The organism is Planococcus rifietoensis (genome assembly GCF_001465795.2).
GTDB lineage: Bacteria > Bacillota > Bacilli > Bacillales_A > Planococcaceae > Planococcus > Planococcus rifietoensis.
The window spans coordinates 1577685-1593180 of record NZ_CP013659.2 but is presented as its reverse complement, the minus strand read 5'-3'; the positions used below and the strand labels follow the sequence as shown (position 1 = coordinate 1593180).

General features: G+C 48.3%; 19 protein-coding genes. 18 read left to right on the top strand and 1 reads right to left on the bottom strand.

Features of this window, described 5'->3' with window-relative positions; translation table 11 throughout:
* Positions 1-11: 11 nt before the first annotated feature.
* The 7 genes from AUC31_RS07895 (at position 12) to AUC31_RS07865 (ending at position 4607) form a co-directional block, all read left to right on the top strand.
* Complete coding sequence (locus tag AUC31_RS07895) at positions 12-575, top strand: ReoY family proteolytic degradation factor (RefSeq protein WP_058380567.1); 564 nt, start codon at positions 12-14, stop codon at positions 573-575.
* Positions 568-1032: a YpiF family protein gene (locus AUC31_RS07890; RefSeq protein ID WP_237150731.1), complete on the top strand. Its 465-nt coding sequence runs from the start codon at positions 568-570 to the stop codon at positions 1030-1032. The genes AUC31_RS07895 and AUC31_RS07890 overlap by 8 nt, the downstream gene beginning before the upstream one ends.
* A gap of 140 nt (positions 1033-1172) precedes the next feature.
* Positions 1173-1676 carry a QcrA and Rieske domain-containing protein gene (locus AUC31_RS07885; protein ID WP_058380569.1) on the top strand — a complete coding sequence of 168 codons (504 nt, stop codon included), beginning with the start codon at positions 1173-1175 and terminating at the stop codon, positions 1674-1676.
* Between the two features lie 21 nt (positions 1677-1697).
* Positions 1698-2372 (top strand): menaquinol-cytochrome c reductase cytochrome b subunit, encoded by a 675-nt coding sequence (qcrB, locus tag AUC31_RS07880; protein WP_058380570.1) that lies wholly within the window; start codon positions 1698-1700, stop codon positions 2370-2372.
* Between the two features lie 36 nt (positions 2373-2408).
* Complete coding sequence (locus AUC31_RS07875; protein ID WP_058380571.1) at positions 2409-3191, top strand: menaquinol-cytochrome c reductase cytochrome b/c subunit; 783 nt, start codon at positions 2409-2411, stop codon at positions 3189-3191.
* 60 nt (positions 3192-3251) lie between these two features.
* Positions 3252-3860 carry a lipoprotein heptaprenylglyceryl N-acetyltransferase LhaT gene (gene lhaT / locus AUC31_RS07870; RefSeq protein WP_058380572.1) on the top strand — a complete coding sequence of 203 codons (609 nt, stop codon included), beginning with the start codon at positions 3252-3254 and terminating at the stop codon, positions 3858-3860.
* A 63-nt stretch (positions 3861-3923) separates the two neighbouring features.
* A complete protein-coding gene (locus AUC31_RS07865; protein ID WP_058380573.1) occupies positions 3924-4607 on the top strand; it encodes a zinc metallopeptidase in 684 nt (227 codons plus the stop codon).
* A gap of 64 nt (positions 4608-4671) precedes the next feature.
* Here the strand turns inward: AUC31_RS07865 and AUC31_RS07860 are convergent, their stop codons facing one another.
* The gene (locus AUC31_RS07860; protein WP_058380574.1) at positions 4672-5535 is read right to left on the bottom strand and encodes a YitT family protein; all 864 of its coding nucleotides are present in this window, start codon (positions 5533-5535) and stop codon (positions 4672-4674) included.
* 102 nt (positions 5536-5637) lie between these two features.
* Here AUC31_RS07860 and AUC31_RS07855 point away from each other — a divergent pair, with 102 nt between their 5' ends.
* From AUC31_RS07855 to AUC31_RS07810, 11 genes are all read left to right on the top strand, one after another.
* On the top strand, positions 5638-5979 hold the full coding sequence (locus tag AUC31_RS07855; RefSeq protein WP_058380575.1) for a nucleotide pyrophosphohydrolase: 342 nt from the start codon (positions 5638-5640) through the stop codon (positions 5977-5979).
* Positions 5979-6779 (top strand): 4-hydroxy-tetrahydrodipicolinate reductase, encoded by an 801-nt coding sequence (gene dapB, locus AUC31_RS07850; RefSeq protein WP_058380576.1) that lies wholly within the window; start codon positions 5979-5981, stop codon positions 6777-6779. The genes AUC31_RS07855 and dapB overlap by 1 nt, the downstream gene beginning before the upstream one ends.
* Before the next feature lie 18 nt (positions 6780-6797).
* Positions 6798-7202 carry a methylglyoxal synthase gene (gene mgsA, locus AUC31_RS07845; protein ID WP_058380577.1) on the top strand — a complete coding sequence of 135 codons (405 nt, stop codon included), beginning with the start codon at positions 6798-6800 and terminating at the stop codon, positions 7200-7202.
* An 11-nt stretch (positions 7203-7213) separates the two neighbouring features.
* Complete coding sequence (bshA, locus tag AUC31_RS07840) at positions 7214-8356, top strand: N-acetyl-alpha-D-glucosaminyl L-malate synthase BshA (protein ID WP_237150730.1); 1143 nt, start codon at positions 7214-7216, stop codon at positions 8354-8356.
* A complete protein-coding gene (locus AUC31_RS07835) occupies positions 8353-9486 on the top strand; it encodes a CCA tRNA nucleotidyltransferase (protein WP_058380578.1) in 1134 nt (377 codons plus the stop codon). The genes bshA and AUC31_RS07835 overlap by 4 nt, the downstream gene beginning before the upstream one ends.
* The gene (locus AUC31_RS07830; RefSeq protein WP_058380579.1) at positions 9464-10444 is read left to right on the top strand and encodes a biotin--[acetyl-CoA-carboxylase] ligase; all 981 of its coding nucleotides are present in this window, start codon (positions 9464-9466) and stop codon (positions 10442-10444) included. The genes AUC31_RS07835 and AUC31_RS07830 overlap by 23 nt, the downstream gene beginning before the upstream one ends.
* 220 nt (positions 10445-10664) lie before the next feature.
* Positions 10665-11501 (top strand): pantoate--beta-alanine ligase, encoded by an 837-nt coding sequence (gene panC, locus AUC31_RS07825; protein ID WP_058380580.1) that lies wholly within the window; start codon positions 10665-10667, stop codon positions 11499-11501.
* A gap of 3 nt (positions 11502-11504) precedes the next feature.
* Positions 11505-11888 carry an aspartate 1-decarboxylase gene (panD, locus tag AUC31_RS07820; protein WP_058380581.1) on the top strand — a complete coding sequence of 128 codons (384 nt, stop codon included), beginning with the start codon at positions 11505-11507 and terminating at the stop codon, positions 11886-11888.
* Positions 11889-12028: 140 nt separating this feature from the next.
* On the top strand, positions 12029-14791 hold the full coding sequence (gene dinG, locus AUC31_RS07815; RefSeq protein WP_058380582.1) for an ATP-dependent DNA helicase DinG: 2763 nt from the start codon (positions 12029-12031) through the stop codon (positions 14789-14791).
* 43 nt (positions 14792-14834) lie between these two features.
* Positions 14835-15005, top strand: a complete 171-nt coding sequence (locus AUC31_RS17575; RefSeq protein WP_068869277.1) for a YpmA family protein — start codon at positions 14835-14837, stop codon at positions 15003-15005.
* 8 nt (positions 15006-15013) lie between these two features.
* On the top strand, positions 15014-15487 hold the full coding sequence (locus AUC31_RS07810) for a hypothetical protein (RefSeq protein ID WP_058380583.1): 474 nt from the start codon (positions 15014-15016) through the stop codon (positions 15485-15487).
* The last annotated feature ends 9 nt before the right edge of the window (positions 15488-15496 follow it).

Here is a 15496-nt window from a genome sequence, read left to right as displayed (position 1 = left end):
GGGGAGACGATATGACTGCATCCGTTTCTGTAGGCGAGAAAAAACAATTTGTCCGTTGGTTCCTCGGTTCTTATAAGATGAAAAGGCGCGAATGCATCTGGATCCTCAACTATCTGTTGAGCAATGATGAATTGCTAGAGAAAACACATTTTGTCGAAGAAGCGCATTATTGTCCCCGTGCCATGGTCATGTCGACAACTGAATCGAAGGACATCCCGTTCCAGTTCTATAAAGGCAAGCTCATGACCGCCGATGCTGAAAAGTCTTTTCACGACCTTAGGCTCCATCCCGATGAGCCTTTATATGTGCAATTGAATTTCCCGAGCATTCCGCCTGCGCCGCTTTACTTGGCGGTGTTAGAAGAGAATCCGCATATGCCAAAAGGGGCATCGGTCAGCGAACAGGACCGCTTGATTGCAGAAAAGGTACTGAATGAGAGTTTGTCGTCTTACCAGGAAGAAACAATCCTCAAAAAAATCGACGAAGCACTGGACGCAGGAGATAAAGAGCGGTTCTTTGAACTGTCTGCCTTGCTGTCCGTAGTGAAATCGGCCAAAAAAATGGAGAGTGACTGAATACATGCATTTCAACAGCAAAGACATCGATTTATACGCAAGCCAAAAAGATTATGTCGATACGGCGGTCGTGCCGCTGATCGAATTGGACTTAAGCGCATCGGGCATGAAGGCGAGCGCTGGGGCTTCAGAATATTTGCAATCGCTAACTGTTATACTGGAAAAGCAATTCAAAGGGCGGATTCTTTTGCTTCCGCCTATTTCTTATGTCCGTGCGGCAGACCGAACAGAGCTGGGCGAACAATTGAAAAAAGAGCTGTCGGAAACAGGATTCAAGCATATTTTTTACCTGACGACTGACCCGAAATGGCGCTCTGTCGAAGAACTTGACAATGTTCTGTGGCTGCCGGCTATTCCAACGGGAGATATGGACCAATCGTTCAAGAAATCGGTCATGGAAGACCAGCTGCGGCAAGTGCTGCCGCTGTTTACCAAAGAATGGACACATCATTCATGAAATGTTCACAAACTGTTCCATTAGACTGAATGCGATATTGACCTTAAGTTTTGATTGATATATCATTAGGTTGTCCTAGTAATTATATTTGAATGAGTATGTCCATTGGACTGACCTTGAATGTTAGAGGGGGGAAAAGAATGAGTAATAATCGTGTATCACGACGCCAATTTTTAGGTTACACACTGACTGGTGTAGGTGGTTTCATGGCAGCAGGAATGTTAATGCCGATGGTGCGTTTTGCAGTCGATCCAATTCTGCAGCAACATGACGCCGGTGACTATGTTTTGACTGACCAAGCTGTTGCCGATATCACAGAAGAGCCTGTACGTGTCGACTTTACATTTGAACAAGTGGACGCATGGTATACATCCGAAGTCACGAATTCTGCATGGGTTTACAAAGAAGGCGATAAACTAATCGCACTTTCACCTGTCTGCAAACACTTGGGATGCACAGTCAACTGGGGTGGGGATCCAGAAAACCCAACACAGTTCTTCTGCCCTTGCCACGCTGGACGCTATGAGAAGAATGGCCAGAACATCGCAGGTACACCGCCGCTCGGACCTCTTGATGAGTATCAAGTTCAAGAACAAGATGGTTTTGTAGCCATCGGAGCAGTAAGAGAAAACACTTTAGTTTAATAGTTAGGGGGTACGACACCAGTGCTAAACAAGTTATATGATTGGGTAGATGAGCGATTGGACATCACGCCGATCTGGCGCGATATTGCAGACCATGAAGTACCGGAACACGTTAACCCCGCACACCACTTTTCAGCATTTGTCTATTGTTTCGGAGGACTGACATTTTTCATTACAGTCATCCAAATCCTGTCTGGCATGTTCCTTACCATGTATTACGTGCCAGATATTGAGAATGCTTGGCAGTCGGTTTATTATCTCCAGAATGAAGTCGCTTTTGGAGAAATCGTGCGTGGGATGCACCACTGGGGAGCTTCTTTAGTAGTAGTTATGATTTTCCTTCATACGCTACGTGTATTCTTCACAGGGTCTTATAAGAAACCTCGTGAGCTCAACTGGGTAGTCGGCGTTATGCTATTTGGCGTAATCCTCGGCCTATCTTTCACAGGTTATTTGCTTCCATGGGATATGAAAGCATTGTTCGCAACAAAAGTTGGGATTGAAATTGCAGCTTCTGTACCGGTGATCGGTGAAACGATTAAAATTTTGCTTGCAGGGGATTCAACAATTCTCGGGGCACAAACTTTGACACGCTTCTTCGCGATCCACGTCTTCTTCTTGCCCGCTGCTTTGCTTGGGTTGCTTGCAGCACACTTTATCATGATCAGAAGACAAGGTATTTCAGGACCATTGTAATTCATCCTTGATCAAGGATTTTAAGGAGGGGACACTATGCACCGCGGAAAAGGGATGAAATTTGTAGGGGATTCACGTGTTCCGAGCATGGAGTTTCGGAAACCGAATATCCCGAAAGATTACTCCGAATATCCTGGCAAAACAGAAGCCTTTTGGCCGAACTTCCTTCTAAAAGAATGGATGATTGGTTCCGTCTTCTTAATTGGCTATTTGCTCTTGACTGTCGCCCACCCTTCGCCTCTTGAAGGCCAGGCTGATCCGACAGACACGGCATATATTCCACTGCCAGACTGGTATTTCTTGTTCTTATACCAATTATTGAAATATGAATTCGCGTCCGGACCGTTTAACGTTGTCGGCGCAATCATCATTCCGGGCCTTGCGTTCGGTGCTTTGATGCTTGCCCCGTTCCTCGACCGAGGACCGGAACGCCGTCCGTCAAAACGCCCATTGCCGACTGGCTTTATGCTTTTGGCAATCGCGTCCATCGTCTTCTTGACTTGGGAATCAGTAGCTAACCATGACTGGGAAGCAGCGGCTCGCCAAGGGGAAATCACAGAAGAAGTTGAAATCGATACAGCAGATCCTGGATATGAAATCTATTCAGCAGCGGCTTGTATCAGCTGTCACGGCGACAATTTGGAAGGGGCAGTCGGGCCGAGCTTGATCGGAACTGGCTTGTCAGCTGAAGAAATTGCTGAAATTGCTGTGAACGGTATCGAAGATGGAGGTACTCAATTGATGCCACCTTCTTGGGATGGAACTGATGAAGACCTTCAAGTCATGACAGAGTTCATTGCTGGACTTGAAGCTGAATAAACTTACAGAAAAAGAGCCGGGAAACCGGCTCTTTTTTTCTGCACAGGAAAGGACGATTGGATGGTGGAATTTACAGCGAAAATCTCTGCTTGGCTGATGTTCAGGCCGTTTTTGATATTGCTGTTCTTCGTCAACTTAGGAGGCACGATATACGGATACATTTGGTATGGCTGGCAATTGCGCATCACCGAACCGATATTTCTCATATTCGTGCCGGATAGCCCGACCGCAAGCTTATTCTTCACGATAGTGCTCGGCCTCTGGATTATCGGCAAGCACAGCCCGTTAATTGAAGCACTCGCTTTTGTCACCTTGATCAAATATGGTTTGTGGGCAGTCGTCATGAATTTGTTGACGCTCCTGCAAACCGGGTCGATCGGCTGGTTGGGTTGGATGCTCGTCGCATCGCATTTCGCCATGGCGCTGCAAGCTGTGCTTTATTTCGAGCATTACCGTTTTGGGTATTTGTCTGTGGCACTCACCGCTATTTGGACGTTACATAACGATGTCATCGATTATGTGTTCGGGCAGATGCCGATCTATTCGAGCTTAAGTGAATTCAGCGCACAAATCGGCTATTTCACATTCTGGCTGTCAATTGCCTGCATCGCGTTCGCGTGGTTTACGGCGTCACAGAACCGCCACCTAGAACCGCGGCGTATCAGTTGACCAAAAGTCAGAAAAACAAGTAAAATAGACATATAGAAACAAAAAGAGAGGTTGATCAATAAAATGGGATTGGGCGGCTATTTGATTTATTTTATCGTCTTGTTGATTGTGCCGATTTGGGCTCAAATGAAATTGAAAAGCACGTATAAGAAATATTCCAAAGTCCGGTCGACTTCCGGGCATACAGGGGCCGAAGTGGCTCGCATCATTCTCGACCAAAACGGCTTGAATAATGTCAAAGTCGTCGAAAGCCGCGGCATGCTCAGCGACCATTACAACCCGATGACGAAAACGGTTGCGCTCAGCAGCCATAACTACCATGAGCCATCGGTTGCCGGCACGGCTGTCGCAGCGCACGAAGTGGGGCACGCCATCCAGGATGCAACGGATTATTCGTTCTTGCGCTTCCGCCACCGCCTAGTGCCGATGGTCAATATTTCATCGAACATGTCGTGGGTCTTCATCATGATCGGCATATTCGCACAGATGAGCGGCGCCTTGTTGATCGGTATCGCGCTTCTTGCGGTCGGTGTGTTGTTCCAATTGGTCACTTTGCCTGTGGAGTTTAACGCTTCAAACCGTGCGATGGACCAGCTGTTGTCGCATAACATCATCCGCAACGATGAAGAGAGACATGCGAAAAAAGTATTGAACGCAGCGGCGATGACTTATGTAGCAGCCACTGCTGTTGCAGTGATCGAACTTGCTCGTCTGATCTTGATCTACACAAGCATGGACCGTTCATAATAAAACGAAACGGGCGGGAAAAGCATTTGCTTTTCCCGCCCGTTTTTTATGTGGTCCGATTTCATTATAGAGGTTGTTTTTGTTCATCGAGCGTAAACCCTTCACCCATGACGTCGTGCACTTCGATCAACGAGACGAATGCGTGGGGATCGACGGAATTGACGATGTTCTTCAGCCGCACAAGCTCATTGCGCGCTACGACGCAGTAAAGGACTTCGCGCTCTTCTTTAGTGAAATGGCCATAGCCGCGGAGAATCGTGATGCCGCGATCCATTTCGATGGCAATGCGGCTTGCAATCTCTTCTTGCGAATTGGAAATGATCAAGGCGCCGCGTCCGGAGTATGCCCCTTCTTGGACAAAGTCGATGACGCGGGCGCCGACGAAGACCGCGACGAGCGTATACATCATGGAGCGGTAGTCGAGAAATGTCAGCCACGACAGCATGATGACCAATGCATCGAACAGGAACATCGTTTTGCCCATGCTCCAGCCGAGATATTTCTGAACGAGCCTGGCAATGATGTCAACCCCGCCAGTCGTTCCCCCGTAGCGGAAGATGATGCCAAGCCCCACCCCGACAAAGACGCCGGCAAACAAAGCGGCAAGGAATAAGTCGTCGCGCAAAGGGATTTGGACTTCGTAGACAAGGAAGATTTTCAAGAAGACGGAAACAGCGACCGTGCCGATGATCGTATAAAGAAACACCTTGCGCCCGAGCAGTTTCCATCCGATAAAGAATAAGGGAATATTCAATAACAGGTTCATCAAAGCCGGGTCCCAGTTCCAAAGAAAATAAAGGATCAAAGTGATGCCTGCGAAGCCGCCTTCCCCCAGCTCATTTTGAATATTAAAATGAACAAAGCCGAAACTATAGATAGCTGAACCGAGTAGGATGAAAAAAATGTTTTTCAACTGAAGATCTTTCATAAAAAAGCAGCCTCCCTTTTTTGTCATTAACTTCTGTATTATCTGCCATGATGCCGTTTTTGACAACACCCCCTGTTTTCTTTACGATTGAATGGGAGTGTGATGACAGTGAACGCAGATAAAAGCATGAGGCAATTACAGCAAGAAGTGGACCGCCATATCGGTCAGTTTAAAGAAGGATATTTTGCACCGATGGAAATGCTTGCACGAATGACCGAAGAGCTTGGGGAATTGGCGCGTGAAGTCAATCATGTTTACGGGCCGAAAAAGAAAAAAGAGACAGAGGCAGAAAAGCTGATCGAAGAGGAAATGGGCGATGTACTATTTGTCTTGATTTGCATGGCCAACTCCATGGAAATCGACTTGCAGGAAGCTCACGACGGGGTCATGGAAAAATTCCGGACCCGTGATAAAGACCGCTGGACGAGAAAGGAAGAACAATAATGACGATAAAAGTAGCGATTGCCGGAGCACGTGGGAAAATGGGCAAAGAAGCTGTACATACTGTAATGGAAAATGCCGATATGGAATTGGTGGCAGCTCTGGATTATAAAGACATCGGCGCAACGTTAGCAGAGACGGGCTTGTTTCCTGAAAGTTTTCAAGTGCCGGTCTTTACCGATCTAGAAAAGCTTCACGGCCAGCATGCACCCGATGTCCTCGTCGATTTGACGACGCCCGAGCATGTTTATGCCCATACAAAACAAGCATTGCAGCTCGGCATTCGCCCAGTTGTCGGAACGACCGGATTTTCTACAGAGGAATTGAAGGAATTGACGGAACTCGCAAAAACTTCAGCTCTCGGCTGCATCATCGCGCCGAACTTTGCGGTTGGAGCGGTATTGATGATGAAATTCGCAGAACAGGCGGCGAAATATTTGCCGGATGTGGAAATCATCGAAATGCATCATGACCAAAAACTGGATGCCCCGTCAGGCACCGCAATGAAGACGGCCCATATGATGAGCGAAACGCGGCAAGTACATCGGCAAGGGCATCTTGATGAAAAGGAAACATTACCAGGCGCTCGCGGCGCAGATTACGAAGGCATGCGCATCCACAGTGTCCGTCTGCCGGGATTAGTTGCACATCAGCAAGTACTGCTTGGCGGCGAAGGACAGCTTTTGACATTGCGCCACGATTCGTTCAACCGTGGTTCATTCATGTCTGGAGTCAGTTTGTCGATTCGCGAAGTGGTAGAACGTAAAGAATTAATTTACGGCCTGGAACATATCATAGGCTAAAATAATGGAGGCGATTGGATGAATATCGCATTGGTTGCGCACGATCGGAAAAAAGATGACTTGATACAATTTGCACTAGCTTATAAGCCGATTTTGGCGAAGCATCAGTTGTACGCAACAGGAACGACCGGCTCCCGCTTGGTTGAAGGAACTGGCCTATCGGTCCATCGTTTTCAATCCGGGCCGCTTGGGGGAGACCAGCAGATCGGGGCGATGATAGCCCAGAATGAAATGGATATGATTATCTTTTTCCGCGATCCGCTGACAGCCCAGCCGCACGAGCCGGATGTTACGGCTTTAATCCGCCTTTGTGATGTATACCAAATCCCGCTTGCGACCAATATGGGAACAGCTGAAGTCCTCCTAAAAGGTTTGGAAAATGGATTGGTCGATTGGCGGCTCCTCAGCGACCGCCGGAAATAGGAGGAGAGATTTTGCGAAAAATGAAGATCGGAATTACATGTTACCCGACAGTCGGCGGATCTGGCGTAGTGGCGACGGAACTGGGAAAAATGCTGGCTGAAAAAGGCCATGAAATCCATTTTATCACCTCGAGTACGCCGTTCCGGCTAAACCGGCTGTATGCGAATATATTTAGCCATCAAGTGGATGTTAACAGCTATTCAGTGTTTCAATATGCACCGTATGACATAGCGCTGGCCACCAAGATTGCAGAAGTGATCAAAAACGAAGAACTTGACCTGCTGCATGTGCATTATGCGATCCCTCATGCCGTTTGTGCGATATTAGGACGCGATATGGCAGGATCCGATATTGGCATCGTCACGACTTTGCACGGAACGGATATCACTGTCCTCGGTACAGATAGTTCATTGAAAGATGCAATCCGCTACGGCATCGAGAAATCCGATATCGTGACGGCAGTGTCGGATTCATTGAAACAGCAAACCTATGACATGATCGCACCGGATAAAGAGATTGAAACCGTCCATAATTTTGTCGATGAACGGGAGTACCACCAGCGCGATTCAGCCAAGTTGAAAGAAGAACTGGGCATTGAAGCGCATGAAAAAGTATTGATCCATGTGTCGAATTTCCGCAAAGTGAAACGCGTGGAAGATGTCGTCTCCACTTTTGCGAAAGTGCAAAGCGCTATCGGCGCCAAATTATTGCTGGTCGGCGACGGCCCTGAAATGAGCCGCATCCACCAGCAAGTGAAAGATCTCCATATCGAGCAGCAAGTCTTGTTTCTCGGCAAGCGCGACAATCTATCGGAACTTTACAGCATGAGCGATGTGAAATTGCTGATGTCGGAAAAAGAGGCATTTGGCCTTGTATTGCTTGAGGCAATGGCTTGCGGCGTGCCGGCAATCGGAACACAAATCGGTGGCATCCCGGAAATCATCGAACCGGAGGAAAACGGCTTTTTGGTTAAACTTGGCGATATCGATGCTGCAGCTGATGCAGCAATCCGTATATTAACCGACGATATGCTCCATGAAAAAATGTCGTCGACTGCTTTGAAAACCGCGACCAAACGCTTCAGCTCAGAGAAAATCCTCGCCGAATACGAAATGCTATACGCTCGCTTGCTGAAAAAGGCCGACAAGCAATGAAACAGGCCAAGCAGATTATCGCGCGTTTGAAAGAAGCGGGATTTGAAGCCTATATGGTTGGCGGTGCAGTGCGGGATTATTTGCGCGGATCTGTGCCTCATGATATCGATGTGGCGACTTCCGCTTCACCCGAACAAGTGAAAGCCCTATTCGAACGGTCGATCGATACAGGAATTGAGCATGGAACGGTTATGATCCTCATCGAAGGACAAGGAACCGAAGTCACGACATTCCGAACAGAAAGCGGCTATTCGGATAATCGGAGGCCGGATAAAGTGGAATTCGTCAATTCATTGCAAGAAGATCTAAAACGCCGTGATTTCACCATCAATTCAATGGCCATGACTGAACAAATGGAAATCATCGATCCTTTCGGCGGCAAGGAAGATCTAAGTGCAGGCATCATTCGGGCAGTCGGTGTTCCACAAGAGCGTTTCGCAGAAGATGCTTTGCGCATGCTGCGGGCGATCCGCTTTTCAGGGCAGTTGAATTTCCATATCGAGCCCGCGACCAAACAAGCCATTATCGAACACGCAGAGAAGATCCAGTCCGTCGCCATGGAGCGCATCAAGGCGGAATTGGACAAAGTCATGGTTTCTGCAGCTCCGGACATCAGCATGCGTTATTTAAACGAAACCTGCCTGAACCGGTTTTTGCCATCCGGCGGACTTTTTGAGCTGGACTGGTCTGGCTACACAACCAGCAAAGATCCATTGTCGGGCTGGTTTTACCTATTGCATCAAAATGGCGAGACTTTCGGTGCGATACGTGAATACCGTTTCTCCAACCAGGACAAAAAAGACCTTCAGCGGGCGCTTGAAGCGAGCCGGCTGCCGTTTTGGGACGACTGGGTTTATTATAGCTTCACCGAACGCCAATTGATGATTGCACAGGCCGCATCGCATAAAACGCAAGCGGTGAAAGAGCGGCAACAGGCGTTGCCAATCCAATCGAAATCAGAACTTGCGGCCAATGGGCGTGATTTGATGGAATGGACTGGAAAAAAGGCAGGGGCATGGCTGAAAGAGTGGACCTTGCATATTGAAAAAGCAGTGGTCGAACGCCGCTTGGCCAATGACAAAGAACGGATAAAGGACTGGTTCATAGATGAATATCACCGTCACACATAAATTGGCGACACGGCTTTTGGAAGCGGGATCTGAACCGGTGTCAGGCCAGCAATTGGCAGATGAGTTCGGAGTTTCCAGAACGGCGATTTGGAAACATATGAAAGAACTTGAGGAAATGGGCTATGGAATCGAATCGGTACGGAAAAAAGGCTACCGCATCCAAAAAAGCCCGGACAGCCTGGAAGCTTTTCTTGTCCAAGCCGATCTCAAGACGAAAAAAATCGGCAAGCGCATCGAGTATATGGAACAATGTGCATCAACTCAAATTGTTGCGCACCAATTGGCACAAGAAGGCGCGCCGGATGGAACGGTGGTCATTGCGGAGCTTCAGACAGAAGGCAGAGGCCGTTTGATGAGAAAATGGGATTCGGCGAAGGGCCAAGGAATCTGGATGAGCATCATCTTGCGTCCGGACGTCCCGCCCCATAAAGCGCCACAGTTTACATTAGTCGCTGCGGTAGCGATCGTCCGGGCGATTCAATCGGTGACGGGTTTAGAAGCATCTATCAAATGGCCGAACGATATCCTGTTCGGCACGAAAAAAGCGACAGGCATCCTGACAGAGCTGCAATCGGATGCTGATGGCATCCAAGCTTTGATCATCGGCATCGGGGTCAACGTCAATCAAGAACGGGAAGATTTTGATGCTGCCGTGCAGGACATCGCCACTTCTTTGCGCCTTGAGTCTGGCCAGCCGATAAACCGCAGGGAATTAGTGCAGGAAATTCTGCACTTCCTTGAAGTTTATACAGAGCTCTATATTGAAAAAGGTTTTGCCCCGCTAAAAATATTATGGGAAGGGCATTCCGCGACAATCGGCAAAGCCATTCGCGCACGCATGTCGCGTGAAACCTTAGAAGGCATAGCGGAAGGCATTACAGAAGACGGCGTCTTGCAGCTGCGTACGGCAGACGGCAAGCTTCATGGCATTTATTCCGCAGATATCGAGCTAAAGTAAAGCATATAGGCATTTTCCAGAAATTCTGCTATAGTGAAAATAACGGGCAGTATCCGATGCGAACTGCACCGTGGCACGCAACAGCAAGCAATAACTGAATACGATTCTGCCTTGATCATTACATGACAGGGACGGAGGAAACCGAATTGGAATTTTCTGTCCTTCTGTCTTCTGACAGAAGGTTTTTTATATGGTTTTCTCCTAAAAAGGAGAGGAAAACATGCAAGTCGTAAACACGGTGAAGGACTTAAGAGACTGGGTACTGAGCACAAAAGAAAACGGGCAGTCGATTGGATTGGTGCCGACGATGGGCTTTTTGCACGAAGGGCATCTGGCACTTGTTGAATCCGCGAAATCGGAAAACGACGTGGTCGTCATGAGCATTTTCGTCAACCCGGCGCAATTCGGCCCGAATGAAGATTTTGACCGCTATCCACGCGATTTCGAACGGGACAGCCTGCTCGCTGAACAAGCGGGCGTCGATGTGATATTCTCCCCGCCTGTAGAAGAGATGTACCCGCGCAAATCGCAAATCACGATGGGAGCGGGAACGCTTGCGGATGTCTTATGCGGAAAAAGCCGCCCGGGACATTTTGATGGTGTGCTGAAAGTGGTGACGAAATTATTCCATCTTGTTCAACCCGATACGGCCTATTTCGGCCAGAAGGATGCACAGCAGCTGGCGATCATTGAGTCGCTTGTGCGGGATTTCGATTTCCCGCTGGAAATCCACCGCATCGCAACAGTCCGAGAACAGGACGGGCTTGCCAAAAGCTCGCGCAATGTCTATCTGAGTGAAACAGAACGCGCCGAAGCGCCAAAACTTTATCAATCCTTGCAACGGGGAGTGACGGCCGCTCGCGACGGCAAAGACCCAATTCCGGAAATGACCCGGTTTATCCAGTCGGAAACTTCCGGCAAAATCGATTACATCGAGCTGCTGTCTTACCCGGACTTGACCAAAGCGCCGAACGGGCAAGCGATCCTCGCGCTCGCTGTCCAATTCCAAAAAGCCCGCCTCATTGACAATATTATTTTCAATTTAAAGGAGAACTGACCTATGCTTAGAATGATGCTCAATTCCAAAATTCACCGTGCAACGGTAACTGAAGCCGATTTGAATTATGTCGGCAGCATCACGATTGACCAGGATCTATTGGATGCAGTCGGCATGCTGCCGAATGAGAAAGTCCATATCGTCAATAATAATAATGGCGCACGCTTCGAGACGTATATCATTGCGGGAGAACGCGGAAGCGGCGTTATCTGTGTCAACGGGGCAGCAGCGCGTCTCGTGCAGCGCGGGGACATCGTCATCATCTTGTCTTACGGCTATGTCATGGACAAAGATGCGCGCAGCCATAAACCGACTGTGGCGATTATGGACGCAGACAATTCCATCAAAGAAATCATCCATTACGAACCGGAAGCGACGGTCATGTAGGGATCGATCCTTGAACACTCCAAAAGGGAAAAGTTCCCCCTTTTGGAGTGTTTCTTTTTTTGGCGTGTTCCCGCCGGCGAACAGCGGGCGAATATGTTACAATTTTTCCTGAGAGAATCACCTGAGAAAGAGGGGTTATCATGAATTCCCAAAAATATGTCGTTGTCGATATCGAAACAACGGGCCATTCCCCTGCAAAAGGTGACCGGATCATCCAATTGGCGATGGTGGCGATCGAACAAGGAGAAATCGTTGATACATATACGAAATTCATCAATCCGCAACGGAAAATTCCGGCGTTTATACAGGATCTGACCAATATTACGGAGCGGGACGTGGAAAATGCAGAGCCTTTTGAAGCGTACGCCGAGGAAATCTACAGGCAATTGGAAGGCGCTATTTTCATTGCCCATAATATCCATTTTGATTTACCGTTTTTGCAAGCGGAACTGAGCCGTGCCGGCATGCCGAAATGGCAGGGGCTGGCCATGGATACTGTGGAGCTTTCACGCCTTATTTATCCGACGGCCTTCAGTTACAAATTACAGGACATTGCTGCAGAACAAGGCATTCGCTTGAACAATGCGCATCGCGCTGATGATGATGCCTTGGCGACAGCTGAACTGTTTTTACGGGCGAAACAGGAACTGGCTGAACTTCCTTATGATACGCTTGTCCTTTTGCATAAGCGCTCTTTCCAATTAAAATCGGACCTATCGCGCTTGCTGTTTGAAATTACGCAGCAAAAACGCAATGGCCAAGCCGATCGATATGGCCGTTTCCGCGGCATTCCGATCGTCCCGAAAGCGGAGCGCGCGCAAGTCTCCGACGATTCGCCGCAGCAGTCGGCTTGGCGAAAAGGGCTGGAGATGGTCAAGCCGGAATACGAACAGCGGCCGAGCCAAGTCGCGATGATGCAAGCGGTGGAGCGGGCAATCCATGAGCGAAGTGAATTGGTAATTGAAGCATCGACAGGCATGGGCAAGACACTGGGCTATCTATTGCCAGCAGCGGCTTATGCCAAAGACTCGGGCAAACAAGTGGTCATCAGTACGTATACGACCCACTTGCAGGATCAGCTCGTTTCCAAGGAAGTCAAGCTCGCAGAAGAATTTCTTGGTTCAAATATCCACGTTGCGCTCATCAAAGGGCTGTCGCATTATATCGATTTGGGCCGCTTTTTCGAGTTGCTTCACGGTGATGATGAGTCTTATGATGAAACGTTCACGATCATGCAGATCATGGTCTGGTTGACTTCGACCAAGACCGGCGATTTAAACGAATTGAATGTGTCGAGCGGCGGCCAGTTGCTGGTCGATAAAGTACGCCGTTCGCATTTAAGGAAATTGACAAAGCTAGAAAAAACCGTCGATTTCTATGAACATGCACTGACAGAAGCTGAACATGCCGATGTCATTGTGACCAATCATGCATTCCTGTTGAATCCACATAACCAAAAGCGGACAATATTGAAAAACGTCGATGCCTATATATGGGATGAAGCGCATCAAGTCGTACAAGCGGCAGTTGCCCATAAAGAGAAAACTTTCGTCTACACGCAATGGCGCTATGTATTCGGCCAATTGGGAAGCTTTGATGAAAACCAGCTGTTTTCAAAATTCTACCGCGTTGCCGAATCGCACGGTTTTGCCAGAGTGCCCGAGCTATTGCAAATGGAATCCTTGTATTTAAAGTACACCAGTTTATTCGATGAAGTGACGCTTTATCTTGCACAGGCCTTCCAGAATAGATTCCATAATAGCCGCACACGAAAATGTGCATCTTTATTGGATGAATTGGATTTCGAACGGGAAAGTTTCATGGATTTTCTGAGATTCTTGAACAGTTGGATCGACATCGCCCAGACCATTCTGCAAAAAGCTGAACGCTTCACGGAACTGACGATGAATGAACGGCTTGTGCTCGCGGATTTCCGTTATTGGACTGAAGAGTTGATGCTGAAATCGGTGGAGTTCAGTGAGATTTTCCTGTTCCCGAAAGAAGATGAAGTTTCCTGGATCGAAGGCGATTTGCGCAGCATGCCGACGAGCTTATCGCTATACAAACGGCCTTACGAAGTCGCGTCGCTCGTCGATAAAGTCATCGGCCAGGCGAGAGGCGAAAAAGCAGTCATTTGGCTGTCGGGCACGATGAGCGTTCCGTCGAATGAACGCTTTATCGTCAACCAGCTCGGTATACCGAATCAGGTGCCGATCGAAAAGTTTGAACCTGCTGATCAATTTTACAGCGGCGCTAAAGTCTATATCGTTGAAGACATGCCGGATATCCAGCAAGTGTCCCAGCAGGAATACATCGAATCCGTAGCGGACGCGGTCACCCAGACGGTGCTTGTTACCGAAGGGCGCTGTTTTGTGTTGTTCACGTCACAGGATATGCTGAGGAAAACCGTCGATTTGATCCAGGATTCACAGCTGCTCGACGATTACATGCTGTTTGCGCAAGGCATGTCTTCAGGCAGCCGCATGAAATTATTGAAATCGTTTCAGCGATTCCAGAAATCGGTATTGTTCGGGACGAATAGTTTTTGGGAAGGCGTGGATGTGCCTGGGGATGCGCTGCGCGCTGTCGTTGTAGTAAGGCTCCCTTTTACATCACCCGAAGAGCCTGTTTTTAAAGCGAAATCACGGATCATCTCGAAAGAAGGCATTAATCCATTTATGCATTATGCTTTGCCAGAAGCCGTGCTGCGTTTGCGCCAAGGGTTCGGGCGGCTGATCCGCTCGAAAAAGGATAAGGGCTTGTTTATCGTGCTGGACCGCCGTATTGAAACGAAATCATACGGTGAGGAATTCTTGCATGCCTTGCCGGATGTGCCGGTCGCCAAAGTGTCTTTGGAAAAGATGGTAACCGATATTGAACATTGGTATAATAAGCAAGGATAAAGAGGGAAGAATGGTTCCTTCAATCGAAAGGAAGTGCCGAACAATGGAATCCAAGATCGAAGTATTAAATACTGTGCAAGTCGAGTATCAATCCGACCTGTACAAAGTGGTCGATGCATTGAACCGGACATTGAAAGACCGCGATTTGATGTTTGGACTGGCGCTCGATAAAGACGATCAGTCAAAAGCGGTTTTCACAATTTATAAAACCTAGGTGATCATATGAAAGAATGGATGAAATTCATCATCGTTTTTCTGTCTTTTTTGGCTGTAGCCATTGTGCTGGTCATTTTATTCCTCGGCAATAAACCGTTCTCGGAAGCTGAACAAGCAGCCGCAGAAAAAGTGGAGGCGGAAGGGCTGCTCGATGAAGTGGAGCGGGCATACGTCTATTCGAGCTCGACCCAATCCGTTACAGTGCTTGGAACGGACGGGGAAGGACAGATAAAAGCCGCCTTCGTTCCTGAAGAAGGGGACATGGAAGCATTGATGCTTGAAGACCAAGTAACCGCTCAACAAGCGCGCGAAATCGTTCAGGAAGATATGGAAGTCGAGGAAATCCTTCATACGAAGCTCGGCATGGAAGAGGCCGGGGCTGTATGGGAAATCGCCTTTTTGAATGAAGCTGGGCGCTTGAACTACGTCTATCTCTTGGCGGAAGACGGCACTTGGTGGAAGCGCATATTGAATTTGTGAAAGGGTTGA

Coding starts and splice junctions, on each gene's coding strand:
- AUC31_RS07875 (WP_058380571.1), top strand. CDS start 2,409: ATGCACCGCGGAAAAGGGATGAAATTTGTAGGGGATTCACGTGTTCCG.
- AUC31_RS07855 (WP_058380575.1), top strand. CDS start 5,638: ATGACAGTGAACGCAGATAAAAGCATGAGGCAATTACAGCAAGAAGTG.
- mgsA (WP_058380577.1), top strand. CDS start 6,798: ATGAATATCGCATTGGTTGCGCACGATCGGAAAAAAGATGACTTGATA.
- AUC31_RS07860 (WP_058380574.1), bottom strand. CDS start 5,535: ATGAAAGATCTTCAGTTGAAAAACATTTTTTTCATCCTACTCGGTTCA.
- AUC31_RS07895 (WP_058380567.1), top strand. CDS start 12: ATGACTGCATCCGTTTCTGTAGGCGAGAAAAAACAATTTGTCCGTTGG.
- AUC31_RS07835 (WP_058380578.1), top strand. CDS start 8,353: ATGAAACAGGCCAAGCAGATTATCGCGCGTTTGAAAGAAGCGGGATTT.
- dinG (WP_058380582.1), top strand. CDS start 12,029: ATGAATTCCCAAAAATATGTCGTTGTCGATATCGAAACAACGGGCCAT.
- panD (WP_058380581.1), top strand. CDS start 11,505: ATGCTTAGAATGATGCTCAATTCCAAAATTCACCGTGCAACGGTAACT.
- AUC31_RS17575 (WP_068869277.1), top strand. CDS start 14,835: ATGGAATCCAAGATCGAAGTATTAAATACTGTGCAAGTCGAGTATCAA.
- AUC31_RS07865 (WP_058380573.1), top strand. CDS start 3,924: ATGGGATTGGGCGGCTATTTGATTTATTTTATCGTCTTGTTGATTGTG.
- lhaT (WP_058380572.1), top strand. CDS start 3,252: ATGGTGGAATTTACAGCGAAAATCTCTGCTTGGCTGATGTTCAGGCCG.
- dapB (WP_058380576.1), top strand. CDS start 5,979: ATGACGATAAAAGTAGCGATTGCCGGAGCACGTGGGAAAATGGGCAAA.
- AUC31_RS07830 (WP_058380579.1), top strand. CDS start 9,464: ATGAATATCACCGTCACACATAAATTGGCGACACGGCTTTTGGAAGCG.
- AUC31_RS07810 (WP_058380583.1), top strand. CDS start 15,014: ATGAAAGAATGGATGAAATTCATCATCGTTTTTCTGTCTTTTTTGGCT.
- panC (WP_058380580.1), top strand. CDS start 10,665: ATGCAAGTCGTAAACACGGTGAAGGACTTAAGAGACTGGGTACTGAGC.
- AUC31_RS07885 (WP_058380569.1), top strand. CDS start 1,173: ATGAGTAATAATCGTGTATCACGACGCCAATTTTTAGGTTACACACTG.